25 protein-coding genes, 1 tRNA gene and 1 other RNA gene are annotated in these 25,713 nt (G+C 68.3%); 10 read left to right on the top strand and 17 right to left on the bottom strand.

Annotated elements, in window-relative coordinates; genetic code table 11:
* Positions 1 to 53: 53 nt before the first annotated feature.
* Positions 54 to 3,026: an AfsR/SARP family transcriptional regulator gene (locus IG04_RS0137460; RefSeq protein ID WP_051771540.1), complete on the top strand. Its 2,973-nt coding sequence runs from the start codon at positions 54 to 56 to the stop codon at positions 3,024 to 3,026.
* Positions 3,027 to 3,051: 25 nt separating this feature from the next.
* Positions 3,052 to 3,522, top strand: a complete 471-nt coding sequence (locus IG04_RS0137465) for a pentapeptide repeat-containing protein (protein ID WP_030481496.1) — start codon at positions 3,052 to 3,054, stop codon at positions 3,520 to 3,522.
* 50 nt (positions 3,523 to 3,572) lie between these two features.
* Here IG04_RS0137465 and IG04_RS0137470 read toward each other — a convergent pair whose 3' ends face one another.
* From IG04_RS0137470 to IG04_RS47405, 4 genes are all read right to left on the bottom strand, one after another.
* Positions 3,573 to 4,010 (bottom strand): Rv0361 family membrane protein, encoded by a 438-nt coding sequence (locus IG04_RS0137470; protein ID WP_030481497.1) that lies wholly within the window; start codon positions 4,008 to 4,010, stop codon positions 3,573 to 3,575.
* A gap of 85 nt (positions 4,011 to 4,095) precedes the next feature.
* Positions 4,096 to 4,788, bottom strand: coding sequence for a hypothetical protein (locus IG04_RS0137475; protein ID WP_030481498.1), 693 nt, complete (start codon positions 4,786 to 4,788; stop codon positions 4,096 to 4,098).
* 18 nt (positions 4,789 to 4,806) lie between these two features.
* Complete coding sequence (locus IG04_RS0137480; RefSeq protein WP_144065567.1) at positions 4,807 to 5,697, bottom strand: hypothetical protein; 891 nt, start codon at positions 5,695 to 5,697, stop codon at positions 4,807 to 4,809.
* Positions 5,698 to 6,020: 323 nt separating this feature from the next.
* Complete coding sequence (locus tag IG04_RS47405) at positions 6,021 to 6,203, bottom strand: hypothetical protein (protein WP_030481500.1); 183 nt, start codon at positions 6,201 to 6,203, stop codon at positions 6,021 to 6,023.
* A gap of 151 nt (positions 6,204 to 6,354) precedes the next feature.
* On the opposite strand from IG04_RS47405, the gene IG04_RS47410 reads away from it, so the two are divergent.
* Positions 6,355 to 6,957: an SUKH-4 family immunity protein gene (locus tag IG04_RS47410; RefSeq protein ID WP_245816518.1), complete on the top strand. Its 603-nt coding sequence runs from the start codon at positions 6,355 to 6,357 to the stop codon at positions 6,955 to 6,957.
* A gap of 101 nt (positions 6,958 to 7,058) precedes the next feature.
* Here IG04_RS47410 and IG04_RS0137495 read toward each other — a convergent pair whose 3' ends face one another.
* On the bottom strand, positions 7,059 to 7,529 hold the full coding sequence (locus IG04_RS0137495) for a GNAT family N-acetyltransferase (RefSeq protein ID WP_030481502.1): 471 nt from the start codon (positions 7,527 to 7,529) through the stop codon (positions 7,059 to 7,061).
* Positions 7,530 to 7,713: 184 nt separating this feature from the next.
* A complete protein-coding gene (locus IG04_RS0137500) occupies positions 7,714 to 8,847 on the bottom strand; it encodes an NsdA family TPR-like regulatory protein (RefSeq protein ID WP_036016689.1) in 1,134 nt (377 codons plus the stop codon).
* A 52-nt stretch (positions 8,848 to 8,899) separates the two neighbouring features.
* Here IG04_RS0137500 and IG04_RS43330 point away from each other — a divergent pair, with 52 nt between their 5' ends.
* Positions 8,900 to 9,178, top strand: coding sequence for a hypothetical protein (locus tag IG04_RS43330; protein WP_036016690.1), 279 nt, complete (start codon positions 8,900 to 8,902; stop codon positions 9,176 to 9,178).
* Positions 9,179 to 9,245: 67 nt separating this feature from the next.
* Here IG04_RS43330 and IG04_RS0137510 read toward each other — a convergent pair.
* The 4 genes from IG04_RS0137510 to IG04_RS0137525 form a co-directional block, all read right to left on the bottom strand.
* A tRNA-Ala gene (locus IG04_RS0137510) sits at positions 9,246 to 9,321 on the bottom strand.
* A 314-nt stretch (positions 9,322 to 9,635) separates the two neighbouring features.
* On the bottom strand, positions 9,636 to 10,418 hold the full coding sequence (locus tag IG04_RS0137515) for a DsbA family protein (RefSeq protein ID WP_030481505.1): 783 nt from the start codon (positions 10,416 to 10,418) through the stop codon (positions 9,636 to 9,638).
* A gap of 46 nt (positions 10,419 to 10,464) precedes the next feature.
* Positions 10,465 to 11,751: an MFS transporter gene (locus tag IG04_RS0137520; protein ID WP_030481506.1), complete on the bottom strand. Its 1,287-nt coding sequence runs from the start codon at positions 11,749 to 11,751 to the stop codon at positions 10,465 to 10,467.
* 51 nt (positions 11,752 to 11,802) lie between these two features.
* Positions 11,803 to 12,612, bottom strand: a complete 810-nt coding sequence (locus IG04_RS0137525) for a GNAT family N-acetyltransferase (protein ID WP_030481507.1) — start codon at positions 12,610 to 12,612, stop codon at positions 11,803 to 11,805.
* A gap of 46 nt (positions 12,613 to 12,658) precedes the next feature.
* Between IG04_RS0137525 and hrpB the strand changes: the two genes are divergently transcribed.
* The 3 genes from hrpB (at position 12,659) to IG04_RS0137540 (ending at position 16,679) form a co-directional block, all read left to right on the top strand.
* Positions 12,659 to 14,923 carry an ATP-dependent helicase HrpB gene (gene hrpB, locus IG04_RS0137530; RefSeq protein WP_030481508.1) on the top strand — a complete coding sequence of 755 codons (2,265 nt, stop codon included), beginning with the start codon at positions 12,659 to 12,661 and terminating at the stop codon, positions 14,921 to 14,923.
* A gap of 74 nt (positions 14,924 to 14,997) precedes the next feature.
* Complete coding sequence (locus IG04_RS0137535) at positions 14,998 to 16,080, top strand: macrolide family glycosyltransferase (protein WP_051771546.1); 1,083 nt, start codon at positions 14,998 to 15,000, stop codon at positions 16,078 to 16,080.
* Positions 16,077 to 16,679 carry an HD domain-containing protein gene (locus IG04_RS0137540; protein ID WP_051771549.1) on the top strand — a complete coding sequence of 201 codons (603 nt, stop codon included), beginning with the start codon at positions 16,077 to 16,079 and terminating at the stop codon, positions 16,677 to 16,679. Before IG04_RS0137535 ends, IG04_RS0137540 begins: the two co-directional genes overlap by 4 nt.
* Here the strand turns inward: IG04_RS0137540 and menC are convergent.
* The 4 genes from menC to IG04_RS0137560 form a co-directional block, all read right to left on the bottom strand.
* Complete coding sequence (gene menC, locus IG04_RS0137545; protein ID WP_030481511.1) at positions 16,664 to 17,767, bottom strand: o-succinylbenzoate synthase; 1,104 nt, start codon at positions 17,765 to 17,767, stop codon at positions 16,664 to 16,666. The two genes, IG04_RS0137540 and menC, sit on opposite strands and share 16 nt — an antisense overlap.
* A complete protein-coding gene (locus tag IG04_RS0137550; protein WP_030481512.1) occupies positions 17,764 to 18,498 on the bottom strand; it encodes a hypothetical protein in 735 nt (244 codons plus the stop codon). Before IG04_RS0137550 ends, menC begins: the two co-directional genes overlap by 4 nt.
* Positions 18,476 to 19,888 (bottom strand): amino acid permease, encoded by a 1,413-nt coding sequence (locus IG04_RS0137555; protein ID WP_030481513.1) that lies wholly within the window; start codon positions 19,886 to 19,888, stop codon positions 18,476 to 18,478. Before IG04_RS0137555 ends, IG04_RS0137550 begins: the two co-directional genes overlap by 23 nt.
* A gap of 68 nt (positions 19,889 to 19,956) precedes the next feature.
* Complete coding sequence (locus IG04_RS0137560; RefSeq protein ID WP_030481514.1) at positions 19,957 to 20,925, bottom strand: helix-turn-helix domain-containing protein; 969 nt, start codon at positions 20,923 to 20,925, stop codon at positions 19,957 to 19,959.
* Positions 20,926 to 20,979: 54 nt separating this feature from the next.
* On the opposite strand from IG04_RS0137560, the gene IG04_RS0137565 reads away from it, so the two are divergent.
* Positions 20,980 to 21,903 (top strand): saccharopine dehydrogenase NADP-binding domain-containing protein, encoded by a 924-nt coding sequence (locus IG04_RS0137565; RefSeq protein ID WP_030481515.1) that lies wholly within the window; start codon positions 20,980 to 20,982, stop codon positions 21,901 to 21,903.
* Between the two features lie 142 nt (positions 21,904 to 22,045).
* On the opposite strand, the gene ssrA is transcribed toward IG04_RS0137565, so the two are convergent.
* Positions 22,046 to 22,423, bottom strand: a transfer-messenger RNA (tmRNA) gene (gene ssrA / locus IG04_RS44810).
* Positions 22,424 to 22,544: 121 nt separating this feature from the next.
* On the opposite strand from ssrA, the gene IG04_RS0137570 reads away from it, so the two are divergent.
* Positions 22,545 to 23,783 (top strand): sensor histidine kinase, encoded by a 1,239-nt coding sequence (locus IG04_RS0137570; protein ID WP_030481516.1) that lies wholly within the window; start codon positions 22,545 to 22,547, stop codon positions 23,781 to 23,783.
* Positions 23,771 to 24,412, top strand: coding sequence for a response regulator transcription factor (locus tag IG04_RS0137575; protein ID WP_030481517.1), 642 nt, complete (start codon positions 23,771 to 23,773; stop codon positions 24,410 to 24,412). Before IG04_RS0137570 ends, IG04_RS0137575 begins: the two co-directional genes overlap by 13 nt.
* On the opposite strand, the gene IG04_RS0137580 is transcribed toward IG04_RS0137575, so the two are convergent.
* Together IG04_RS0137580 and smpB are read right to left on the bottom strand one after the other, a co-directional pair.
* Entirely contained in the window at positions 24,397 to 25,224 is an 828-nt protein-coding gene (locus tag IG04_RS0137580) for an amidohydrolase family protein (protein WP_036016691.1), read from the bottom strand. The genes IG04_RS0137575 and IG04_RS0137580 overlap by 16 nt on opposite strands.
* The gene (smpB, locus tag IG04_RS0137585) at positions 25,224 to 25,700 is read right to left on the bottom strand and encodes an SsrA-binding protein SmpB (RefSeq protein ID WP_030481519.1); all 477 of its coding nucleotides are present in this window, start codon (positions 25,698 to 25,700) and stop codon (positions 25,224 to 25,226) included. Before smpB ends, IG04_RS0137580 begins: the two co-directional genes overlap by 1 nt.
* Positions 25,701 to 25,713 lie beyond the last annotated feature (13 nt).

The raw sequence follows: 25,713 nt of genomic DNA on the forward strand, positions 1-25,713 counted from the left end.
ATGCGAGACTCGGGCGGCTGGTCGGAGGGCGGGGGCTCATGGAGTTTCGGGTGATGGGGGCCGTGGAGATCGAGCACGACGACCGGGTGGAGGTGCTGTCCGGCCGGCTGCAGCGGACTCTGCTCGGTGTGCTGCTGGCGCGGGCCAACCAGCCTGTGCCGGTGGACGTGCTGACCGACGCGCTGTGGGGTGATCGGCCAGATCCTCGCGTGGCGCAGAAGCTGCAGCTGCACGTGCATCGGCTGCGCGGTGTGCTCGACACCCCGGATCGGCTGTCGTTCGACGCCTTCGGCTACCAACTGCGGGCGCGGCAGGAGGAGATCGACGCCGAACGCTTTGAGGCGCTGGTGAAGGCGGGGGTGGCGGCCTCCGGGCAGGAGCCGCAACGTGCGATCGAGTCGCTGCGTGCCGCGCTGACGTTGTGGCGTGGCAACGCTTTCCCCGACGTGGAGGTGCCGGTGCTCGCCGACTGGGCACGACGCCTCGCCGAACGCCGCCTCGCCGCGGTCGAGTCGCTGTACGAGGCCGAGCTCGCCTGCGGCCTGCACGAGGCGGTCATCGGCGAGCTCGCCGACCTGGTGCGGGAGCACCCGTTGCGGGAGCGGCTGCACGGGCTCCTGATGACCACGCTGTACCGGGCCGGCCGCCGGTCCGAAGCGCTGGAGGCCTACCACCGGGCGCGGCACGCGCTGGTGTCCGAGCTCGGTCTGGAGCCGGGGCCGGAGCTGCGCGAACTGCAGCGGCGCATCCTCGCCGACGACCTCCCCGCGCCGGCCCCTGAGCGCCGACCGGCAGATCAGGAGGTCCCCGCCCAGCTCCCGGTGGACGTGCGGGGGTTCGTCGGCCGCGAGACCGAGCTCGCGGAGCTGGACGGACTGCTGTCCGAGGAAGCTCCGGTGGTGATCACGGCGGTGGCCGGCACCGCCGGAGTGGGCAAGACGGCACTCGCCGTGCACTGGGCGCACCGGGTCCGCGACCGGTTCCCGGACGGGCAGCTCTACGCGGATCTCCGTGGATACGGTCCCGACGAACCGGTGTCGTCCGCCGACGCGCTGGCAGGCTTCCTGCGGGCGCTCGGTCTGGACGGCGCGGCGATTCCCGAGGATCTCGGCGAGCGCGCCGCCCGCTTCCGCACCCTCGTCGACCAGCGCAAGATGCTGATCCTGCTGGACAACGCCCGCACCGTCGAGCAGGTGCGCCCGTTGCTGCCGGCCGGCTCGTCCTGCTGCACGCTGGTGACCAGCCGGGACTCGCTGGCAGGGCTCGTCGCCCGCTACGGCGCGCACCGGATCGGCCTGCACCGGCTACCTCCTGCCGAAGCGGCCGGCCTGTTGCGCGAACTGCTCGGCACACGGGCCCATGCCGAACCGGATGCCGTCGGTGCGCTGGCCGAGCGATGCGCGCGGTTGCCGTTGGCGCTGCGGGTCGCGGCCGAGATGGTCCGATCACGGTCAGGGCGCACCATCGGCGAGCTGGCCGAGGAGCTCGCCGACCAACAGGAGGCGCTGGACCTGCTGGACGCGGACGACGATCCGCACATCGCGATCCGCGCGGTGTTCTCCTGGTCGTATCGACGGCTGGATCCCGCCGTCGCCAGGCTTTTCCGGTTGTTCGGCGTGCACCACGGACACGACATCGACACCTATGCGCTGGCGGCCATGGCCGGGACCGGGCTGCGCGAGACCCGCCGGACACTCGACGTGCTGGTGCGCGCCCACCTCGTGGACGCGACCTCCACCGGTCGGTACCAACCGCACGACCTCCTGCGCGCTTACGCCGCCGAGCTGGCCGACACGGCCGACGAGGCGGCGGATCTGGACGCGGCGCTGGCCAGGCTGTCCTGCTACTACCTCGGCACCGCCTCCGCCGCGATGGACGTCATCGCCCCGCACGAGGCCGAGCGCAGGCCGAAGGTCGCGGTACCGGACGCCGAGTCGCCGACGTTCGACAGCTACGAAGCGGCGTTCGCCTGGCTGGACCGCGAGCGGATCAACCTGCTCGCCGGCACCCAGCACGGTGAACCCGACCACGTGGTCAACGTGTCGGACACCGTGTGGCGCTATCTCAGTATCGGCGGATACCAAGACGACTCCTTCGCGCTCCACACCCGCGCAGTGCACGCCGCCCAGACTCTCGGCGACCTCGCCGCAGAAGCCAACGCACGACGCGTGCTGGGCGTCGCGACCCACCGCGCGGGCCTCGACACACAGGCCATCGATCACCTGGAACGCGCGCTGGCCCTGTATCAGCAAGTCGGCAACCAGTCACTGGAAGCCGCCACGTTGAGCAACATCGGCGCTGTGACCTGGCAGCACGGAAACCTGTCCGAGGCCGCGGACCTCATCCGCCGGGCACTGGCTCTCTACGAGGAACTTGGCGACCAACGCATGCGGGCGCCGGCCACCAACAACTACGCATGCCTTCTGTACGCCCTGGGCCGGTACGACGAGGCGTTCACACTGCTCGAGCAGTCGTTGGCCATCGCGAGGGACAACGGCGACCGGAACGTCGAGATAACCGTCTTGTGCGGTATGGCGGAGATCCACGCGGAGCTGGGCCGATCCCAGCAGGCATTGGACTACGCGCATTTCGCCCTGACTCTCGCCCGGGACGCCCGTCACCGTCCCTTCGAGGGCACCGCGATGCGCATGATCGGTATCGCTCACCGCCAATCCGGCGAACACCAGGAGGCGATCCTCCACCTCGACAGGGCGTTGCACATCGCACGCACCGTCGGCGACTCCTCGCAGCTCGTCGCCACGCTGAACGGACTGGCCGCCACACACACGTCCGCCGGAAACCCCACGGAAGCGCTCAGCCTCTATCGCGAGGCACTGACCTTGAAGGACGGACCAGGAGTCCTCGTCGAGAGCGCGCACACGTACGCGGGCATCGGCGACGCCCATGCCGCACTCGGCGAACACGACCAAGCCACTGAGCACTGGCAGCGGGCACTGACGATCTACCGCCGGCTCGGCATGCCTCAGGTTGACGCTGTGGCAACGAAACTGTCGAATCGGCTCTGATCCGATTTCACGATGATCAAGTGAGTTGACGCAGATACGACCGCTGCAGCGTTCCCCCGGTCTGCGCATCGCAGCGTCGGCCGCCGCGCACCGTGCGGCCCCCACGCGACCTCAGACGACGACCGGGGATGAACAGCGGCGCCAGGAACGCGAGGTCCGCCTCACCGCCCAACGCCTCCTCTCCCGCCACCTACGCCTCGACGACAGCCCGAAACACTCGGTCGACACCTTCTGGCCCGACATCGACCTCGACCTCACTGGCGCCACCCTCATCGACCTCAACCTCACCGGCTGCCTCATCAACACCGCCCGATTCGACGGGGCGAGCTTCACCGGGCACGTCATGTTCGACAAAGTGAGCTTCGCTGGGCACGCTGAGTTCGACAAGGCGACCTTCCGTATCCCGCCGCAGGCGGACGGCGCCCGATTTGAGGAGGGCGTCCCGCCCGAGTTGCAGGACGCCGGCACTGGCGGTGACGAGGCGGGAGCCACGTGACCCATCGCAGATAGTCGTGCATCACTTGGAACAACTCACGGCTGCTCCACTTAGGACGGTGGAGCACCGGTGAACCGCTCCTCGACCGGCGCGCACACCTTCCACACATCCGCTTCTTTGCGCAGGTAGAGCGTGTACGGCTCCTCATCCGGCCGGACGACCTTCGCCGACGCGGCATCGTCGCGCACCTCGACCTCGGTGACCTCGCGCGCGTGGCTCGGATCATCAGCGATCGCCGGCGAAGGCACCGGCGGGTCCTCGTTCTCGGTGAGGCCCGCGGCCTCCTCCTGACACAGCAACGCAACGACCCGCGCCTGGTCCGCGGTGTCGACGGCCGTCACGAAGCTGTCGACCACCGTCCGGATCTCGCGCACGTCACGACCCGCGATGTAGAAGTACAGCCCAGTGCCTCCCACGACCAGAACGATCGCCGCGGTGACGAGGACGATGCGCCGGAGCGGCTTCCCGCCCGGCCTGTCGATCGACACGGGTTGGGTGGTCTCGGGGTCTGGCGGTGGGTTCGTCGGTTCCGTCGGTTCCGTCAAAGCCGGTGGCCCCCTTCTGCGTGCGCGGTCAGCTCTCGAACCGCTCGCTCATCAACTCGTCCAGCGCCTCGCCGAACTCCGGCCGGTCGTCCACGTCGCCCTCGTAGACGAGGACCATCCGGCCTGGCGCGTCCGGGGACACGCAGTGGTAGAGCAACGAGGCGTTGGTGGTCACCAACGTCATCCGGTCAACCGCGACAGTCCACTCGTCGTTCCACTCCTCGATCGTCTCGTCGTCGAACTCGGCCCAGTCCGCGAAGGTCTGCATCCACCTCGGCGGTATGAGGCCGTGTGACTGCCAGTCCGGCCCCGTGAAACCGGCGTGCACGCCGGTCAGGAAGTCCCGCGCGGGCAACGGGATCGCCTCCCAGAACGGCGCCTGGGTGGTGGTGCCGCCGGGCTCCCAGCCGATCCACGCGACGTGGCCCTCCGGCGAGTCGCCGGCAAGGTAGAGCAGGACCCAGTCGTCGCCCAACCGGCACACGCGCACGTCCTCGAGGCGCTCGCGGAACACCTCGGCGAACCGCGGCACGAGCGCGAGGAACTCCGGATTCCACAACGCCACCGCGGCCGAGGCCCGGGTCGCGGCGTCAGCCGACGAGGCGATGGCACGCCACGGCTCAGGCACCCGCGCGACCTCGGGCGATCCCGCTTCCACCAGCGTCATGGGGGTGTCCCCGGCGATCTCGGCGACGATCGCGGCAAGGTCGAAGTCGGTCATGGCGTCAATCCTCGTACATCACTGGCTGGCGAGCAGTCTGTCGATGACGTCCTGCAGCTTCGGCCGGACCCGGTCCTCCAGGGCCTTTTGCGAGGCGCGCCAGGCCGGATCGAACTTGAACACGCGGGCCGCACTCCTCGAGTTCTTGGACATGTTGGTGGCCGACGCCATCCACTGCAGGTTCAGGGGCGCGTTCACCACCGCGTACATGTTGCGGGCGTTGAGCTGCAGGAAGCCAGGCATGTGCATGATCTCGGTCAACGGGATGATGTGATCGGGCGAGACCGCCGGCTTGCCGGGGTTCCCGGTGATCTTGTTCCTCGGGTGCCCCGCCGGATTGCGGTCACCGACGGACGGCCGGCGCTTGCCCTGATACGTGACGTTCGGTCCGGGGTCCTTCGGCGGGGACACCTTGCGCAGCACGTCGTAGAGCGGCCGGGGCGGAGTACCGGGCGAAACACGCCAGTTGCCGTTCTTGTCCGGGCCGCGAATCGGGGAGACATAGTTCCGCGGGTACTTCCCGCGAGCGTCGTCGATCTTCCGGAGCGTGTCCGCCCTGGGGGTGGGTATCGCGGGCGAACCGGGCCGGGCGTCCGCCAGCTCCTTCAGCGCCTGGTCACGCTGCTGCACCTTCGCGCGACACGCCTGGAGGGCGGCGACGGCCGCAGCCTGCGAGCCTTCGAGGGCGGCAGCCTCCGCGTTGTAAGCCGCTGCCTCGCCCGCCTGCCTCGGCACCACGAAGACGTGCGGCTTGGCGTTGTGGGCGGCGATCTGCTGGTGGACCCGGGCCAGCGCGGACTGCTGAGCGGCGCACTCCCCTTGCGCCGCCGCTGCCGGTGCGCCGACGACGGAGCCCACCAGCAACAGAAATGCCACTAAAAGACGTACGATCACAGGCTTGTCACGCACGACAAACTCTCCCCCCAAGAGTTGTGCATTCCGCGGTGCTGAACCGATCTTACCCGAAAATACGGGTCAACTCCGCTTTCCAGGGGGCAAAACAATACGACAATTCATTGACAAAAGATGCTATCTACCACACCCGCCGCCGCGTCGGCGCACACAGCCATCAGCCGCGGCGCCGCGACGGTGGGCACGACCGAGCACCTGGTTGGACACCCCGATCCACCGTCGCCTGGGCGAGGCGCCGTGGATCAGCGGTGTCACGATGAACTTGCCCAACCAGCAGCACCCCGTCCTGATGTCCAGACGCCAATACACGTCCAGAAGTTCTACGAGTCGCTGGACGACGAGCGCGGCGACCCGCGAGGGCTGGGCGACACCGTGCTGGCGAAGCTGTACTCGGCGACGGACCGGCACCGCGAGGCAGCGCGCCTGCGGCTGGACACCTGGACTATCCGCTCGCCGCGCGACTGCTGGTCATGCTGCGGCAGGTACACCAGCGGATCGGCCAAGACTTCACGCCAGGCTTCGCGTACCTCACCGCCTCGTACGGCCACCGGGAAGAACTCATGCGAGCACTGCGCCGGGCAGGACTATGACATCGGGAAGCTACGCAGCAAGCACCCTAGTGCGGCTGATCGTGTGCCGAACCGATACGCGCTCATGCCGAGGGAACGGTCATACGACGCGGCGATTAGGCTCCCGATCGTGACGGTAGGCGATCTCCCGAGCCCTCCTGACTTTGAGTCACTGGAGGCGTGGGCAGGAACCGGACGTGTCATCCGTGCCGCGGTACCGGAGCTGACCGAGTGGCGACTGCCGTGGAACCAGAAGTCGGCGTTGATCTCGTGCGGAGTGCCGCTGCTGGAAGGCATCGTCGATATGACCCTGTTCGCCGCGAAACCGCACGACGGACGTTACCGACTCGCCGGCCTCAAGGATGATCTGTACCAACCAGGTCACACATATCTCGTGGAACCGGAGACCGGCCTGGTCTCAGAGTGGGAGCCGTCCAGCGGACGCCTCCGCTTCGTCAACTCGTCGATCAACCACTGGCTGTGCTCTCTGCACTTGGTCGGGACATGGTTCGCAAGCTCGACGGCGATCCGAACGTGGGACGAGGACGGAGCGATGGAAGACGTCGCACTCGGCGAACTCGCCGACCTGTTGCGACGGATCACGGACTTCGACGCGCCCGCATATGGCGAAGTCGGCGACCACGAAACGCATTTCTGGCCCTCGGTCCTCGACCGGTGGCTTTACTGAGGAACGCGTGCATCGATCCTCCGCGAGCCAAATGGCGACGTCGGATATTCGAAGTGCCGGAATGCCTGCCGTGGAGCTGGCCGACCCAGCGGCCCGCGTGGTCAGCTGTCAAAGACGTGCGCGAGGAGCATGGTGGCCGGGCCGAAGCCGGCCCGCTGGTAGAAGGGCACCGAGCGTTCGCTCGGGGACAGGACGATGCGGGCGCAGTCGCGGGCGCGTGCGTGCGCGACTGCCGCGTTGAGCAGGGCGGTTCCGATGCCGCGGTTGCGGTGGGCAGCGAGCACGAACGCGTTGCCCAGGTAGGCCCATCGGCTGGTTGGCCGTCCTGGCTTGGGCATCCGTTCGAACAGGGCGAGGTTCACCATGCCGACGGCCTTGCCGTCGAACTCGGCCACGAACGCCACTCGGCGCGATGCCTCCGCGGTGTACCACTGGGCGAAGCACTCCTCGAAGCGATCATCATCGAGCAGATGTCCCGCCTGCTCCTCCGTCCATGCCCGTCGCAGCGCCGCCAGTGCCGTGGTGTCGTGCTCACCGGTCTGTCGTATCGACACGGAGTGCGAAGCGGTCATGGCTTGAACCTCCTGGGACGTTGCTCATTGTCTGGGTGATGGTTCGATGGCGAGGAAGAACAGGGCGGTGGAGCGGTCTTGCCGGGGATTCAGGCCGGTCCGCAAGCAGCTCTCTGCACGACGACCACACCTCCCCGTCCCCTTGATGAAGAGAAGAAACCTTGGACACCGGTGGTCGAACGAGTTAGATGGAGCGAAACTCGTCAAGGTACGACTGCGCTACAGGCTCGTTGCCGAATCGGTTGTCCAGCACGACGGCAAGATCGCGAGACACCATCTTCAACGAGGGCAACGACTTCCGGTCCCCCGCCAGCGCACGGCGTCCAAATGCAACCGCGCTGCCGAGGTCACCTTCACGAGCCGCCGCAACGCCAAGGGTCACCCTCGCTTCCGCGATCCGCATGGGAGCACGCTCAAAGCCCCCGAAGCCAGTGCTCGACTTGATGACCTCTTCGGCAAGGCCGCTCGCAAGACGGTCATCCCCGACGTGGCGGTAGCAGTCCATGACATAGAAGTCGAACTTGTCCGGATCAACCACGAAGTGGTTCTCGGTGTTGTCCGGATACGGCATAGAGTCCAGCAACGACCGGCCACGATCGAGCGCCCGTTCCATCTCGTCCTGCTTACCCATCCGCGCCCAGGCCTTGGCCTCCTGCGCGATGAGCTGTACTGCGACCGAGTGCGACCCGGCGACTCCCTGCCCTGACCGCGCTGCCGCCACGACTCCGCGGTAGTCCCCTGTCGCCAGCGCAAACCACGCACGCATTTCGTGTGCCCACCCGAGAATGCCGGCGCTACCGACCTCTGCCCCGAGACTCAGAGCTGCCCTACGCGTGGCTTCGGCACTGCCCCGGTCTCCCATGTCGTACTCAAGGCAACCCACCAGAAGCGCTAGCCATCCGGCAAGTTCCAGCGTGTCGCGTCGCTGGCTGAAGCTCAGACGCTGCTCTTGCATCTCCACAATGCGCCGGAGCCAACGTCGTCCCTCTTGGACAAGCTCGTCGGGACGACTGTGGGCGTACTCGGAACACAGACGGTCGACGGTGATCCGCAGGGCTTCCAGGGTGGCGTTGTTGACAGAGGACGCTTGGAGCCTGGTCACGATCTCCAGCGTGTCCATGCCTGTGGCGTCGACGGTCTCAAGGCCAGACTCGGTGCGATTCGCGGGCGGGAACAGGCTGGTGGTCACGGTGCGGAGTGCCGCGGCGATGATCGGCGCGTAGTGGCTGCTGGGCTTGTCCTCACCGCACTCCCAGGCCTTCCAGCGGCGAACGAGATGGTCGGCATCCGGCAACGTTTCGTCGGTGTGCCGGCGCATCTCGGCGGCAGCCTCGGCTTGAGTCCATCCGCGCGCCTCCCGCAACGCCCGGATGCGCCGCGCCCAGCTTGGGACGTCACTTGGCATCGTTTCGCCTCCCCTGGTCTGCGACTTCACCTTCGAGCCGCGCAACGCCAACCGGATGTTAGAGGCGCTGTGCAAGAAGGCGGAGGTACGGCAGATCCGCGTTCACGCCCGGCAGCACAGCTCGGTAGCGATCACGACCGGCACCTACATCGAGGTGATCAAGCGGGTTCAACGCAACGCACTGGACGGGATGAACTCGTTCATCGAACCCGACGACGAATCCAGAAATCAGAGCACGGGGTAGGCGAACGTGCGGTACCCATTGCGGCAAAAAAAGGCCGCCCACCATGATCGGTGAACGGCCTTTTTGCTGGTGGAGCTGAGGGGACTCGAACCCCTGACCCTCACACTGCCAGTGTGATGCGCTACCAGCTGCGCCACAGCCCCTTGAAGGTCCACGTTCCCGCCGGGTTTCCCCGCCGTTCTCGTGTGGCAATACCGTACAACACCCGTGCCACAAGATAAAAATCGGGGGTATCCAAGGCCCATCCGGCCTGGTAGGACCCGGTGGAACCCAAGCAGCACCACCACCCCGAAGATCGAGTGCGCCGCCCCCGAAACACGCCGCGAGCTGCACGAACAGCGTCGGCAACGCGAGCAGGCCGCCCACGCCGAACGCAACGGGCCGGGAGTGACGCGCGGCACAAAACACGACAACGCCCGGCCCCGGACACACCGGGACCGGGCGTTGCGTGAAGGGCTTACTTGGCCAGGTCGGAAAGCCAGTTCTTGTTGTCCAGGTCGACGAGCTTGCCGCCGGAGGCGACGCTGGGCGTGCCGCGGAAGCGGCCCGACTCGGCGTCGCGGAGGGCGGGGTCGTTGCTGGTCTTGGACATCAGCTCGTCCAGCTGCGGCTTGTAGGTCTGGTTCTGCACGCACGACTCGAAGGAGGCTGACGTGACGCCGACTTCCTTGCCCAGCTTGATGAGCTGGTCCTTGGTGTAGCCGGCTTCGCCTTCCTCGGGCTGCTTGTTGAACAGCGCCGCGTGGAACGCGTTGAACTTGCCGTCGTCGGCCACGCACAGGGCGGCGTTGGCCGAGTCGGTCGAGTAGCCCTCCGGCGACGAGAGGCGGTTGAGCATCGGCAGGATGTGGTAGCGGACCTTGACCTTGCCGTCCTCGACTGCCTTCTTGATGTCGGTGCCGTAGGTCTTCTCGAACGTGCCGCAGATCGGGCACAGGAAGTCCTCGTACACGTCGACGGTCACGGTGGCCGTGTCCTTGCCGACGAGCACGGTGCCGCCGTCGCGGACGGCCGGGGCCGAGATCGTGTGGTCCGCGGGGGCCAGCGGGATGGCGTCCGTCGTCGATGTGGACGGCTTCATCTGCTGGAAGACGACGTAACCGATGACGGCGACGGCCAGCACCGCGACTACGGCGATGCCCGCGATGACCTTGGTGCGGTCGGAACCCGACGAACGAGCCTGGACCACTTCACGCGCGGCCTGCTTCTTCTTCCGCGCACTGCGCTCTGCTCCACCCACGGCGACGAGGGTAGCGACACAAACTAAAAGAAAGCTGAGCGCGCAATCACGCTTCTGGGTGACGTGGCTTGCCGCCGACCCGTTCGCCGGTCGGGATCTCGGCGCTTTCGTCCAGGCAGCCGCACTCGGGCGCCACCGCGGCGGCCGTGTGCTCCTCCTCATGTGTGGGCAGGGTCTCGGGGGCGACGAACCAGAAGCCCACGGCGAGCAGCAGGGAGGCGCCGGTGATGGCGAACGACGCTCCGAAGCCGAACGAGTCGGCCAGCAGGCCCGCGGCCATCGGTCCGATGATCGCGCCCAGGTCCGTGACCATCTGGAAGCCCGCGAGGACGGGTCCGCCCTTGCCGCGCGCGCCGATGACGTCGGCCACCACGGCGTTCTGCGGAGGGTTCAGCAGCCCTGCGCCCGCACCCGCGATCAGTGACGCGGCCATGAACGTCCACAGGTCGCCGGTGAAGCCCATCCACATCGTCGCGAGGCCGCTGATGATCAGGCCGGCGATGGCGACGGGCTTGCGGCCGCGCGTGTCGGCGATCCTGCCGGACAGGAACAGCATCGCGGCGTTGCCGGCCGCGAACACCGACATCGAGATGCCCGCCACCGCCGCGCTGTGTTCCAGCGCCTCGATGACGAACACCGGCACCAGCGAGATCCGCACGCCGAACACGGCCCAGCCGTTCGCGAAGCCGGACGCCAGCGCCGCCCGGTAAGCGGGGTGCCGCGCCGCCTCACGCACCGTCATAGGCACTTCGGTGTTGGTCCTGTCCAGCGCCACCAGCGTCGACCGCCGGAGGAAGATCCAGACGAACAACGCCGCGACGCACAGCAACAGGCCGTACGACACGAACGGCACCCACAGCCCGAACGGCACGAGCCCGGCGCCGACGATCGGACCGGCGATGTTGCCGACCAGGAACCCCGCCGCCCACATCCCGGACGCCCGCCCGCGCATCGGCGCCGGCGTGATCCGGATCAGCAGCCCGAGAGCGGCGACCGTGAACATCGTCGACCCGACACCGGCCAGCGCGCGCCACGACAGCATCTCGGCGTAGCTCGTCGAGAACCCGGACATCGCGGTTCCGACCGCCACGATCAAGATCCCGACGATGTACACCCGAGGCTCGCCGAAGCGGTTGACGAGCTTGCCGCTCATCGGCGCGAACGCCAGCCGGACGAACGCGAACGCGCTGATCAGAGCCGCGACAGCGGTGTGACCGACGCCGAACGAGGCCGCATACACCGGCAGAACAGGTGCCACGATCCCGAACCCCACGGCGATGATGAAACTCGCCGCGACCAGAACCCACACCTCGACCGGCAACCGCTCGCGCACAAAGCCTCCCCTTAGCCCTGCTAAGGATATGTCACGCGGCAACTAAGTAACTCAGTCGAGCAGCTCATCCACTCTGCGTACATAGGCAGTCACCGGATACGCCGCAACGAACCCGCACGCCTCGGCGAACCGCTCCCCCGGACCCTCGTCCACCTGCGACGCGACCATCATCGCGCCCGACGAACGCAGAGCCGCGGCAGCGGACACCACCAGTGACCGCCCGACACCCCGGCGCCGCCGCGCCGGACGCACCACGCACTGCTCGACCAGACCCACACCGCGCTCAGCGAATCCCGACACGAATCCGCCGATCCGGTCGCCGTCATCCATCACCAGGATCGAACACCGCGGGTCGTCCATTCGATGCCCGAGCCAGCGGCCCAGCCGTTCACGGTTGCCGACGAGCTCGTCGGACAGCAGCTCGACGATCCCGGGAATGTCCGCGTCGGCCGCGGGCCGCACTCCCTCCGCCACCGAAGCAGGCCCGCGGTGAACCACGGTCAACAACTCCTCGACCGCGTACCAGCCTGAATCGTCGGCGATGCCCTCGATCTCGTCCACCGTGGTCGGTGAGGCGTACACGACGGCCTCCGCGCGCCCCACCGCGGCGAAGGTGTGTTCGAGCTGCAGCAACGTGGACGCGACCTCGACCGACGAGCCGTCCAGCGCGCACCCGAAGTTGCCCGACGGCAGCGGATTCTCCCGGTTGACCACCACGGCGGCGCTGCCGACCTTGCCCACCTTGCCGTACCGGACGGCACCGGACGCGAGCCGCGCTCCCTCCACCAGAATCGCCAGCGAGCGGGACTGGTAGGGGTCAAGCAGCTCCGGGTCGTCGGGGTCGCGCAACGGGTCAACCAACGCGGCGGTCCTTCCACATACCTCCCACCCTGACACACTCACCGATGTGGACCTGCCTGACCTCCCGGTGAAATCCGTTCTCCCCGAGCTCATCGAGAAACTCGACGAACACGGAGCAGCCGTGCTCGTCGCACCGCCGGGAACAGGCAAGACGACGCTGGTCCCGCTCGCGCTCGAAGGCAGGGTCGTGGTCGCCGAACCACGCAGGATCGCCGCGAGAGCCGCCGCCGCGCGCATGGCGAGCCTGCTGGGCGAACCGGTCGGCCACACCGTCGGCTACTCGGTCAGGGGCGACCGCAAGACCAGCCGGCACACCCGCATCGAGGTCGTGACCAGCGGTCTTCTCGTCCGCAGGCTCCAGCACGACCAGGAGCTGAAGGGCGTCGGCACGGTCCTGCTGGACGAGGTCCACGAACGTCACCTCGACGCCGACCTCCTGCTCGCGCTCCTCCTGGACGCCAAGGCAGGCCTGCGCCCGGACCTCAAACTCCTCGCCACGAGCGCGACCGTTGCCGCACAACGACTCTCGGACCTGCTGAACGCGCCGGTCCTGCACACCGAGTCGCGCATGTTCCCGACGCAGATCACCTACGTCCCGCCCGCACGCAACGAGCACATCGAGACCACGGTCGCGAGGGCCATCAACAAAGCACTGTCCGAAGTAGATGGTGACGTGCTGGCGTTCCTGCCCGGCGTCAGGGAGATCAACCGGACCGCGAGCCTGCTCAGGGCCGAGACCGTGGTCCTGCACGGCCAACTCAACGCCCAGACCCAGGACGCGGCCCTCAAACGCGGCAACAATCAACGGGTCGTGCTCGCCACGAGCATCGCCGAGTCCAGCCTCACGGTCCCCGGCGTCCGCGCGGTCGTGGACGCAGGCCTGGCCCGAGTCCCGCGAGTCGACCACCGCCGTGGTCTCGCCGGTCTCGCCACGATCCGCGTCTCCCAGGCCGTCGCCGAGCAACGCGCCGGACGAGCCGGGCGTGAGGCCCCCGGCCGCGTCTACCGCTGCTGGCCGGAACACGAGCACTCGACGCTGCCCCGCTACCCGGAACCGGAGATCAAGACCGCCGACCTCACCCGGCTCGCGCTCGAACTGGCGGTGTGGGGCACCCCGGACGGCAGCGGCCTGAACTGGTGGGACGCCCCGCCGGAAGGCGCGCTCAAGGCAGCACAGGAAACCCTCGAGGCGATCGGCGCGCTCGAACCCGATCGCCGCGACCGCATCGCGAGCGTCGGGCTGCACCCCCGGCTCGGCCGCGCCCTCATCGACGGCAGCGCGCTCGCGGGCAACCGGACCGCCGCCGAGGTCGTGGCACTGCTCGACGACAGCACGCACACCTCCACGAGCGACCTCGCGACCGCGCTGAAGGCCCCCGGCAAGTGGCGCCAGGAGGTCAAGAAGCTGGAGAAGATAGGCAGCAATCCGGCAGGCAACGGCGACCCCGCGCTCGTCGTCGCCCTCGCCTACCCGGAACGGCTGGCGAAACGCCGCTCCAAGAACAGCAACGTCTACCTGATGGCCAACGGCACGGCCGTCGAGCACACCGACTCGCAGTTCCAGTGGCTGGCGGTCGCGATCGCCGACCGCGAACCGGGCAGCAAGCACGGCCGCGTCCGTCTCGCCGCCCCGGCCGACGAGGAACTCGCCGTGACCGCCGCGGCAGCCCTCGTGCACACGGTCGACGACATCCGGTGGAACGGCGACGTCATCGCGAACGAGGTCCGCAAGCTCGGCGCGATCACCCTCGGCGAACGCAAGCTCAACGATCTCGCCAAGTCGCAGCAGGCACTCCGCCTCGGCCTGGAGGCCGAGGGCCTGAGCCTGCTCAAGTGGACCGACACCGCCCTCCGCCTGCGCGAGCGGATGGCGTTCCTGCACCGGACCCGCGACTGGCCGAGCGTCGACGACGAGCACCTGATCCGCGCGCTCGACCTCGGCAAGGCGAAGAAGCGCTCCGACCTGGCCAAGATCGACACGACGGCGTTGCTGAGGAGTCTGCTGCCGTGGCCCGAGGCCGCGGAGTTCGACAAACTCGCCCCGGAACGCATCGGCCAGGGCAAGGTCGATTACACGCAGGACCAGCCCGTGCTCTCCGTCCGTATCCAGGACGCCATGAAATGGGCCGACACGCCGCAGATCGCCGGAATTCCGGTGGTGGTGCACCTGCTCTCCCCGGCTGGCCGTCCCACCGCCGTGACCAGCGACCTCAGGTCGTTCTGGCGCAACGGCTACCTGCGGGTCCGCAGTGAACTGAAGGGCAGATACCCCAAGCACCACTGGCCGGAACGGCCCTACGACAAAAGGTAGGACAAACAGAACCTGAACAGATTCACGACAAACCTCTTTGAACCACCGGGAATCGAACAGCGTTAGTCTCTTCTGTGGCGCACATCGCGATCTTCCTCATGCCTGAGCGCGGGCACGTCCTGCCCGCCCTCGGGGTGATCGCCGAACTCGTGCGCCGCGGCCATCGGGTGAGCTGCCCGGCGCCCACCCGGTTCGCCCCCGCCGTCACCGAATGCGGCGCAACCGCGATCCCTTACGAGCCAACGCTTCCCGACGCGCTGCCGGCGTCGCTCTACGAGGCCGCACAGCTCGCGCTCGCCGAGGCGGAGTCGGCGTTGCCCCAGCTCGAGCCCACGTTCCGCGCCGACCGGCCGGATCTGGTGGTGTGGGACATCGCGGCCTGGTCGGGCGGCGTCATCGCGCACCGGCTGAACGTGCCGAACGTGCTGCTGGAAGTGCTCCTGACCAGCAACGCGCACTGGTCGCTCGGCACCGCGGTGGTGCCGCCGCGCCGGTTCGACCGGGCCGCGATCGGGTTCTTCACCAGGGTGCACCGCTTTCTCGGCTGCTCGCTGCCGGAGTTCGTCTCGGGCGCGCGCCGCCGGATCGCCCTGTTCCCCAGGGAGTTCCAGCCGGAGGGCCACACGTTCGGCGAGCACGTCACCTTCACCGGCCCGTGCCTGGCCGAACGTGCGTTCCAGGGCACGTGGGAACCTCCGCCCGACAGGCCGGTGGTGCTCGCGACGACGGGCACGCAGGTCTGCGCGGACTCCGCGCGGGGAATGCCGTGGCACCTTGTCACGAAGGGCAAGGTTCTGAGTCCCGCGATGAACGTCGAGACCCACGACGAGGTGCCGCAGCTCGCGGTGCTGAAGCACGCCAGCGTGTTCGTGACGCGTGGCGGCATGGGCGGGGTGATGGAGGCCCTGCACCACGGCGTCCCGATGATCGTTGTGCCGCACATGACCGACCAGCGGCTCCACGGCCAGCGGATCGAGGAGCTGGGACTCGGTGTGCTGCTCGACACGGTGACCGTGGAGGGCGTGCGCTCGTTGGTGAGTCAGCTGGCGTCGGATTCCGCGATTTCCGCGCGGGTGAAGGACATGCGGCGCATGATTCACCAGGCGGGCGGCAGTACGTCCGCCGCGGACGTCGTCGAGGAGGAACTGGCGCGGTGAGACGGATCTGGGACGACGCGGTGCGTGCGCTCGGTGGCGCGCCGGACGCGGGCGATCTGATGGAGCGCTACGCCGAGCCGCACCGGACCTACCACAACGCCTTCCACGTGGTGTCCGTCGTCCGCGACTCGTCGGCGCTGGCCGACGCGTTCGCGTTCACGGTCGAGGAACGCGCGATCCTCGCGCTGGCGGCCTGCGCGCACGACGTGATCTACGACAGCGAGCCCGGTGAGGACGAACGCGCATCGGCCGCGTGGGCCCGCGAACGCCTGGCCGGCCTGGAAGAAGCACACGTCGCACGCGTGGAGTCGTTGGTGCTGGCCACGATCACGCACTCGTCCGACGACCCGCTGGCGCACGTGCTGCTCGACGCCGACCTGGCCATCCTCGGCTCGCAGCCGGAGCACTACGACCGCTACAGCCAGGCCGTGCGCCAGGAGTACGCGCGGTACGACGACGCGACGTGGCGGGCGGGCCGGGCGAAGGTGCTGAAGACGCTGCTCGACCGCGAGGTGCTGTTCGTGACCGAACCCGCGCGGCAGCGGTGGGACGACGCCGCGCGGACCAACCTGGCCCGCGAGCTTCAGTCCCTGGCGTAGAGCACCTTCGTCGCCGTCGTGAACCGCCTGACGGTCTCCGGGATCGGCTCGACGCCGATGCCCGGCCCTGCCGGGACGCGCATGAAGCCGTCCTGGAGCTCGAACGGCTCGGTGAGGTCCTCGGCGAAGTACCTCCGTGACGCCGAGACGTCGCCGGGCAGCACGAAGCCGGGCAACGCGGCCAGCGCCAGGTTCGGCCCGCGTCCGATGCCGGTCTCCAGCATTCCGCCGCACCACACCGGAATCCCGTGCGCGACCGCGACGTCGTGGATGCGGCGCGCCTCCAGGTAACCGCCGACCCTGGCGGGCTTGACGTTGATGATCCGGCACGCGTCCAGCGCGATGGCCGTGGCCGCGTCCCTGGCCGAGGTGATCGACTCGTCGAGGCAGATCGGTGTGCGGATCCGTTGCGCGAGCAGCGAATGCCCGCGGATGTCGTCCTCTTCCAGCGGCTGTTCGATCAGCAGCAGGCCGAACTCGTCGAGGCGACGCAGGTGGTCGGCGTCGGCCAGGGTGTACGCGGTGTTGGCGTCGACCTGCAGCAGGACGTCGCCGAACCGTTCGCGCACGGCCCGCACCGGCTCGACGTCCCAGCCCGGCTCGATCTTGAGCTTGATCCGCGCGTAGCCCTCGGCGAGGTAGCCCTCGACGTCGCCGAGCAGTTCGGGGATCGAGTTCTTGATCCCGACCGAGACCCCGGCCGGCACCTTGGCGGCCGTCGCGCCCAGGTAGGCGCCGATCGACATGCCGTACGACCGCAGTTCGGCGTCCAGGACCGCAGTCTCCAGCGCTGCCTTGGCGAGCTTGTGGCCCTTGATCGCGTGCGTCCTCGGCGCGACCTCGGCGGCCGTGACCTCGGGCGTGACCCGTGGCACGAGGTGCTGGCGCAGCACCAGTTCCGCGGCTCCGACGAACTCCGAGCAGTACAGCGGTTCCGGGTCGGCCGCGAACTCCGACCAGCCCTCCGCCACGTCCGTGACGACCCGCAGCAGGAACGTGTCCTTCGTCGTCATCGTCCCGAACGACGTGCGGAACGGCGACACCAGCGGAATCGCGACGTGCAGCAGCTCGACCCGTTCGATCTTCACCGTGACACTTCCTTCTGGCGCTCCAGCTGGTACCAGCCCTCACGGGACATCGATGTCGCGACGTAGCCCTGTGCGAATGCGTCCACGAACACGTCCCGAACCGCCTCCCGCCACTGCCGCGCGAGGTCCCGCGACTGCTTGCGTACCTGCACGACGTCGCGCGGCACCCGGCACCAGATCCGTTCGCCGTCCGTGCGCGCCAACGGTTCGCCGTCCGGCGCGGTCTTCGTGACCTCACCCGCGGGCACCGACTCGTGCGGCTCGCGGGACCCGGTGAGGTCCCATCGCACGGTGAGCCGGTCGCTCTCGTCGCCGTCGTTCACGCCGTCGCGCATCGGCCCGTAGAAGTCCACTGTGTACTCGGTGACGATCGCCCCGAGCTTGACCAGGTTGAACCGGGCGTTGCGCGACACCAGCGGGTCGTAGGTCCACCGCATCGACTTCGCGCCGAGGCCGACCGCCCAGTCCTTCTGCGCGAGCTTCAGCGCATGCCCGGTTCCCGGCCGTGCGGCCGCGATCATCGAGTACACCGAGCCGTCCGGGCAGAAGAGCCCGGTCGTGGCGCCGACCAGCGCGTCGCCGTCGAACGCCCCGATCGTCGCACCGCCCGCGTGCCGGATGCAGTGCAACGTCTCCGAGGACAACACGTCCTCGGTGGTGTCCCAGACCTCGGCGTAGTAGGTGGCGGCGCGGGCGATGCCGGCGACGTCACTGATCACCTGGAACCGCAAGGCGTGCCCTCCTGACGCTGTAACCGAAGTAGATGACGAACCCGAGAACCATCCAGGCGAGGAACGCGATCCAGGTGTCCAGTCCGAGGCTGAACATCATGTAAAGGCAGAACGCCAGGCCCAGCAACGGCGTCACGGGCGAGAACGGCACGCGGAAACTGCGCTTCCGATCCGGTTCCGTGCGCCGCAGGATGATCACCGCGACGTTGACCAGCCCGAACGCGAACAGCGTGCCGATGCTGGTCGCGTCCGCCAGCGAGCCCAGCGGCACCAGCGCGGCGAGCACGGCGATGAACAGGCCGACGACGACCGTGTTCGCGAACGGCACACCGGTGCGCGGACTGAGCTTCGCGAAGATCGACGGCACCAGCCCGTCACGGGACATGGCGTACAGGATCCGCGTCTGTCCGTAGAGGACGGTCAGCACAACCGAGGTCGTCGCCACGACGGCACCGATCGACAGCAGGATCGGCCAGATCGCACCGTCGACGTTGTCGGTCAGCACCCGGCTCAGCGCCGCCTCCGTGCCCTCGAACGTCTGCCACGGCATCGCGCCCACGGCGGCGAGGGCGACCGCGCAGTACAGCGCGGTGATCACGACCAGCGAGATGATGATCGCGCGGGGCAGGTCGCGCTGCGGGTTCTTGGCCTCCTCACCGGCGGTCGACGCGGCGTCGAACCCGATGTAGGAGAAGAACAACGTGGCCGCACCGGCGCTCATGCCCGCCAGCCCCAACGGGAACAGCGGCTGCAGGTTGCCCGCCTTCAGCGCGGTGAACGCCACCGCGCAGAACATCAGCAGCGCGCCGATCTTGATCCACACCAGGATGGTGTTCGTGCGCGCGCTGCCCTTGGCACCGCCGAGCAGCACCAGCATCGCGATCACCACGACCAGCACGGCGGGGATGTTGACGATCCCGCCCGCCCCCGGCGGCTGGCTCAGCACGTCCGGGATCCGCAGTCCCGTCACCAGGTGCAGCAACTCGTTGACGTACTGGCCCCACCCGACCGCGACCGCCGCGACCGAGACCCCGTACTCCAGCACAAGACACCAGCCGCAGACCCACGCGACGATCTCGCCAAGAGTCGCGTAGGTGTAGGAGTACGAGGAGCCCGACGCGGGGATCAGACCCGCGAGTTCGGCGTACGACAGCGCGGAGAACAACGCGGTGATGCCCGCCAGCACGAACGACAGCACGATGGCGGGCCCGGCGAGCGGCACCGCCTCCCCCAGCACCACGAAGATGCCGGTGCCGAGCGTGGCACCGATGCTGATCATGGTGAGGTGGCCGACACCCAAGGTGCGCTTGAGTTCGCTACCCGGATGAGTCAGCTGGTCGATCGGCTTGCGCCGCAACACCCGCGCCCCGATGCGCTGTTGGTTGCTCATCAGGACAACCTAACGCCCACCAATAGACCTAGTGGTGTGGCCCGGAACGTTGCCGGGGGAATTCGCGGTCAGACGGGTGCATCGTGGTGTCGCCCCCACGTTCTCGTACTGGTTGTACGGGGGCGTGATGTGTCCGGTGGCACACCGACGGTCCGGTGGAAGTGCCGGCGCAGCGTCGTGGCGGTGCCCATCCCGGACGCCTCCGCGATCCGGTCCACGCTGTCGTCCGTCATCTCCAGCAGTTCCTGCGCGCGCCGGATCCGCTGGGTGTGCAGCCACTGCAACGGCGTGGTGCCCGTCACCGCCCGGAAGAGCCGGGCGAGGTGCCGCGAACTCATGCCGGCCTGCCGCGCCATGTCCTCGACGCTGATCATCTGGTCGAACCGCGCCGAGACCCAGTCGAACAACTCGGTGAGCGGATGCCCTTCACCGGACGGCACCGGCGCCAGCACGAACTGTGCCTGCCCGCCGTCCCGATGCGGCGGCACGACGAGCCGGCGCGCCGCCGTGTTCGCCGTCGCGGTGCCGTGGTCGCTGCGGATCACGTGCAGGCTCAGGTCGATCGCCGCCGCCTTGCCCGCGCTCGTCAGCACCTGCCCGTTGTCGACGTAGAGCACGTCCGGGTCGACCTCGACGCGCGGATACCGCCTGGCCAACTGGTCGGTGTGCGCCCAGTGCGTCGTCGCCCGGAGCCCGTCGAGCAGCCCGGCCTCGGCCAGCACGAACGCGCCCGTGCACAACGACACGATCCGCGCGCCCTTGTCGTGAGCCGCTTTCACCGCTTGGACCAACGCCGGATCGAGCGGCTCGTCCACGTCCGCGACGGCGGGCACGATCACGGTGTCCGCCCGGTCGAGCCGATCGAGCGGCAGGTCGGGCTCCAGCGTGAACCGGCCCACGCGCACCGGCCCGTTCCCGCAGATCACGACGCGGTAGTCGAGCTGCGGGGCGGTGAAGATCTCGTACGTGGCGGTCAGCTCGAAGTGCAGCATCCGGTTGGTGACAGCGAACGCGAGCATGTCCGAAAGTGTACGCATCATGTCGTTCCAGACACTGGCCCGGCCCCCTGCCCAGCAGCTTGACTGACCCACATGGCACACAAGATCGCGGTCTACGGCGCCTCCGGCACCACGGGGCAGTTCGTCCTGGCAGAACTAAAAAAGCGCGGCCACGAGCCACACCCGTTCGGACGCGCACAGGCCACCCCCGACAACCCCACGGCCTTGGACCGCGCCCTCAAAGGCGCTGCCGCAGTGATCAACACGGCGGGCCCGTTCGCCATCACCGCCGCCCCGCTGATCGCCGCAGCCGAACGCGCCGGCATCCCGTACGTAGACGTGGCTGCCGAGATAGAGGCGAACGCCGACACCTTCGCCCGCGGAGCCTCGGTCCCGGTGGTGCCCGCGATGGCCTTCTTCGGCGGCCTGGGCGACCTGCTGGTCACCGCAGCGATGGCCGACTGGGACTACGCCGACGAGGCCCACATCGCCTACGGACTAAGCGGCTGGCAACCCACCGCAGGCACTCTAACCGCAGGTCAGGTCTCCCGAAAACGCCGCGACGGCCAGCGAGTCCGGTTCCGCGACGGACAACTGAGCTACCACGGCGAAACCGCACAGGTCCAAAACTGGGAGTTCCCAAACGGCACCCGCCAGGTGATCAGCGAGTTCTCCATGGCCGACATCGTCACGGTGCCAAGCCACCTGCAGATCACCTCAGTGACCAACTACATGTCAACGGAAGCAGCCACCGCCCTACAAGCCGCCCACCCCAGGCAGGAGCCCGAAACCTTCGAAATCGACGTACGCGTACGCAGAGCCGACGAAGAACGACAACTAACCGCCTCAGGCAAGGACATCTACGCCACAAGCGCCCCACTAGCCGTAGAGGCAACAGAACGCCTACTAACCGGCCGTTTCAACATCACCGGAGCAGCCTCAGCAGGCGCAATGTTCAACGCCAAAGACTTCCTGACGTCACTGTCAACCATCATCCAGACACCGGGACTCGGTTGATGGGCCGCCAAGGTCGCGAAGCGACGAGGCGGCCGGGGGTCCGGGGGCTCGCCCCCGGCGTGGGGGTCTGGGGGCTCGGCCCCCAGAGGACACCCGGAACGAGAAAAAGGTGAGTGCTGTCCACGAACAGCACTCACCCATCGAGTGGAGGTGCCGGGAATCGAACCCGGGTCCTGTGCCGGTTCATCAGGGCTTCTCCGTGCGCAGTCCGCTATGTCTCTGCTTGGCCCCACCAGTCACGCGAACGAGCAGGTGTGACGGGCCCAGTCGCTGTGAGTTTCCCGGGCAGTCTCCGCGACCGAGACTGCTGGTAAGCCCTCTAGCTGATGCCGGGAACTAGGCCGAAGGCACTCCTAGGCCGACAACCGCTAGCTCCGCTGTCAGGCAGCGAGAGCGTACGCGGTGCGCTTGTCGTTAGACGTGGCGCTTATTGGTTTGCGATGACGCTTAACGGTGGTCTCTCGCCTGCACCGACACGCTTCCCCTGAATCAACGTCCACAGTCGAAACCGTTCACCCCCTTGTAGTGGTACTCATAGCATAACGACTGCGGCCACCGAGTTCTTCCCGAGGCAGGTAGGGCTGTCCCCACCTCCGACCGGATGGCTGGCCAGATGGTCTCTGACCAGCGAGAACGACAGCATGGACGTCATGAGGAAACCGAACGCGCTCGCAGCCGGGTTCTACCTGCTGACCAACCTGGTGACCGGCATCTTCTGGTTCACCCTCATCGTCGTGCTCACCGTCGTCGGGTTCGCCACCTCGGTCCTCTGGGTCGGTCTGCCGATCCTGTGGTCGGCCATGGCGGTCGTGCGGGGTGGCGCGACGATGGAGCGGGCGTGGGTCAGGGCGGCGTTGCGCACGGACATCCCCAGGCCGTATCGCGAGCCACCGACCGGCACGTTGTGGCAGCGGTTCAAGGCCCAGTTCACCGATCCGGCGACCTGGCGTGATTTCGGTTACCTGCTGTTGCTGTTGCCCGTCGGCATCCTGGAGTTCGTCTCCGTCGTCGCCATGTGGTCGGTGGCGGCGGCGTTCATCGCGGTGCCGTTCTGGATCGGCTCCGCGCCGTTCGCGGTGATCGTGGGCGACTTCTGGACCATCGACTCGTTCGCGTCGGCGCTGCCCGTATCGCTGATCGGGCTGGCGCTGATCCCGTTCGCGGCCCTCGGCACCCGGTGGCTCGGGTCGGTGCACGGCAAGTTCGCGCGCGGCATGCTCGGGCCGACCCGTGCGGACGCACTGGCGATCGAGGCGGAGCGGCTGTCGTCCAGCCGGGCCCGCGGTGTCGAGGCGGCCGAGGCGGAGCGCCGGCGCATCGAACGCGACCTGCACGACGGCGCGCAGCAACGGCTCGTGGCCGTGGCGATGGGGCTGGGCCGGGCGAAGTCCAAGATGGATTCGGACCCGGAGGCCGCGGCCGAGCTCATCGCGGAGGCGCACGCGGACGCGAAGCTGGCCATCAAGGAACTGCGGGACCTGGCGCGGGGCATCTACCCGTCCGTCCTGGGTGACCGGGGGCTCGACGCCGCGCTGTCCGCGCTCGCCGCCCGTGTGCCGATCGAGGTCGACCTGCAGGTCGACGTGGAACCGCGGCCGCCGACGTCGGTGGAGAGCGCCGCGTACTTCACCGTCGGCGAGGCGCTCACGAACATCACCAAGCACTCCAACGGCACCAAGGCGACCGTACGGGTCAACAGGGTGGACACGGGAGTGCTGGTCGAGGTCACCGACAACGGTCAGGGTGGCGCGGAACTGCGGCCGGGCGGCGGGCTCGCCGGGCTCGCGGACCGGGCTGCCACGATCGACGGTGTGGTTGTCGTCGTCAGCCCCGCTGGTGGGCCGACCGTTATTCGAGCGGAGTTGCCGTGCGCGTGGTGATCGCCGAGGACTCGGTGCTGCTGAGGGTGGGCGTGCAGAGGTTGCTCGCCGACGAGGGCATCGAGACCGTCGCGGCGGTGGAGAACGGTGACGACCTGCTCGACGCCGTGACCGAGCACAGGCCTGACCTGTGCGTGGTGGACGTGCGGATGCCGCCGACGTTCACCGACGAGGGGCTGCGAGCCGCCATCGAGTGCCGCCGCCGTTATCCCGGGCTGCCGGTGCTGGTGCTGTCGCAGTACGTCGAGGAGCGCTACGCCGTGGAACTCCTCGCGGGCGGCGCGAGCGGCGTCGGCTACCTGCTCAAGGAACGGGTCGCGGACGTGAAGGAGTTCGTCGACGCGGTGCGCAGGGTCGCCGACGGCGGCACGAGCATCGACCACGAGGTGATCACGCAGCTCATGGTGCGCAGCAGGAAGAGCCCGGTCGACAAGTTGACACCCCGCGAACGCGAGGTGCTCGGGCTGATGGCACAGGGACTGTCGAACACGGCCATCGCCGGCACGCTCGTCGTGTCCGACGGCGCCGTCGAGAAGCACGTCGGCAACATCTTCGCCAAGCTCGGCCTGGAGCCGTCGAACTCCGAGCACCGCCGCGTGCGCGCCGTGCTCGCCTATCTCGACAGCTGAAGCAGACGGGCGCCGTTGTCGTGCAGGATCGCCTGCTCGGCGGCGGCGTCCAGGCCCCACGACCTGATGGCGTCGAGCTGGACCTCGTACGGGTACGGGATGTTCGGGAAGTCGGTGCCCAGCACCACCCGGTCCGCGAGCCCCGCGATGCGCGCCCGCCAGTCCGCGGGCAGCGGCACCATCCGCTCGGTGAACGGGACACCCACCATCGTGGTGTCGACGTGCACGTTGCGGTAGCGCTCCACCAGGTCCAACGCGCCCGAGTAGTCGGGCATCCCCGCGTGCGCGATCACCGCGGTCAGGCGCTGGTGCTTCTTCAGCACCTCTTCGAAGACGCCGAGCCCGGTGAACTCTCCTGGCATCGGCCCGTCGCCGCAGTGCACGACCACCGGCACGCCGGCCTCCGCCAGCTGGCCCCAGACGCCGTCCAGCAGCGCGTCACGCGGGTCGTACCCACCGACCTGGACGTGCGACTTGAAACAGCGTGCACCGGCCTCCAGGGCCTTGCGCACGTACGCCTCGGCACCCGGTTCCGCGTAGAACGTGCCCGTCGGCACCGCCTCGGGAACGCGCGCCGCGAAGTCGGCCACCCACTCGTTCAGCCACTGCGCCATGCCCGGCTTGTGCGGGTAGAGCAGGGGTGCGAACGCAACGACGCCCAGCTCCCGCAGCGCGGTGAGCCGGGCGTTCTCGTCGGTGCGGTACTGGATGAACCAGTCGATCCCGGACTCGCGCACGCGGTCGAAGTAGCCCCAGACCTTGTCCAGGACGTTCTGCGGCATGAAGTGGACGTGGACGTCCACCAGTGCCATCAGTAGCGACCCTTCAGGGCCCTGCCGTGTGCCTTGGCGATCTCGCGGTTCGCGTCACGCTTCGCCAGGTCCTGGCGCTTGTCGTAGGACTTCTTGCCCTTCGCCAGCGCGAGCTCGACCTTGACGTAGCCGTCCTTGAAGTACATCTGCAGCGGCACGAGCGACAGACCGGACTCCTTGGTCTTGCCGATCAGCCGCTCGATCTCCGACTTGTGCAGCAGGAGCTTGCGCTTGCGCCGGACCTCGTGGTTCGTCCACGTGCCCGCGACGTACTCCGGGATGTGCAGCGCGTGCAGCCAGATCTCGCCGCCGTCGACCTGGGCGAAGGCGTCCACCAGGGACGCCCGTCCCATGCGCAGGCTCTTCACCTCGGTGCCGACGAGCTGAATGCCCGCCTCGTAGGTGTCCAGAATGGACCAGTCGTGCCGAGCCTTGCGGTTCGACGCGATGACCTTCTGCCCGCGTTCCTTGACCATGGCAACCAGTCTA

The organism is Lentzea albidocapillata, assembly GCF_000719115.1.
Taxonomy (GTDB): domain Bacteria; phylum Actinomycetota; class Actinomycetes; order Mycobacteriales; family Pseudonocardiaceae; genus Lentzea; species Lentzea albidocapillata.

What these genes read in the sequence shown, in the direction of transcription:
- IG04_RS0137555 (WP_030481513.1), bottom strand. Translation starts at nt 19,888, where the DNA reads ATGAGCAACCAACAGCGCATCGGGGCGCGGGTGTTGCGGCGCAAGCCG.
- IG04_RS0137495 (WP_030481502.1), bottom strand. Translation starts at nt 7,529, where the DNA reads ATGACCGCTTCGCACTCCGTGTCGATACGACAGACCGGTGAGCACGAC.
- IG04_RS0137500 (WP_036016689.1), bottom strand. Translation starts at nt 8,847, where the DNA reads ATGCGCCGGCACACCGACGAAACGTTGCCGGATGCCGACCATCTCGTT.
- smpB (WP_030481519.1), bottom strand. Translation starts at nt 25,700, where the DNA reads ATGGTCAAGGAACGCGGGCAGAAGGTCATCGCGTCGAACCGCAAGGCT.
- IG04_RS43330 (WP_036016690.1), top strand. Translation starts at nt 8,900, where the DNA reads ATGCGCCGCGCCCAGCTTGGGACGTCACTTGGCATCGTTTCGCCTCCC.
- IG04_RS0137475 (WP_030481498.1), bottom strand. Translation starts at nt 4,788, where the DNA reads ATGACCGACTTCGACCTTGCCGCGATCGTCGCCGAGATCGCCGGGGAC.
- IG04_RS0137565 (WP_030481515.1), top strand. Translation starts at nt 20,980, where the DNA reads ATGGCACACAAGATCGCGGTCTACGGCGCCTCCGGCACCACGGGGCAG.
- IG04_RS0137580 (WP_036016691.1), bottom strand. Translation starts at nt 25,224, where the DNA reads ATGGCACTGGTGGACGTCCACGTCCACTTCATGCCGCAGAACGTCCTG.
- IG04_RS0137570 (WP_030481516.1), top strand. Translation starts at nt 22,545, where the DNA reads ATGGACGTCATGAGGAAACCGAACGCGCTCGCAGCCGGGTTCTACCTG.
- IG04_RS0137560 (WP_030481514.1), bottom strand. Translation starts at nt 20,925, where the DNA reads ATGCGTACACTTTCGGACATGCTCGCGTTCGCTGTCACCAACCGGATG.
- IG04_RS0137460 (WP_051771540.1), top strand. Translation starts at nt 54, where the DNA reads ATGGGGGCCGTGGAGATCGAGCACGACGACCGGGTGGAGGTGCTGTCC.
- IG04_RS47410 (WP_245816518.1), top strand. Translation starts at nt 6,355, where the DNA reads ATGCCGAGGGAACGGTCATACGACGCGGCGATTAGGCTCCCGATCGTG.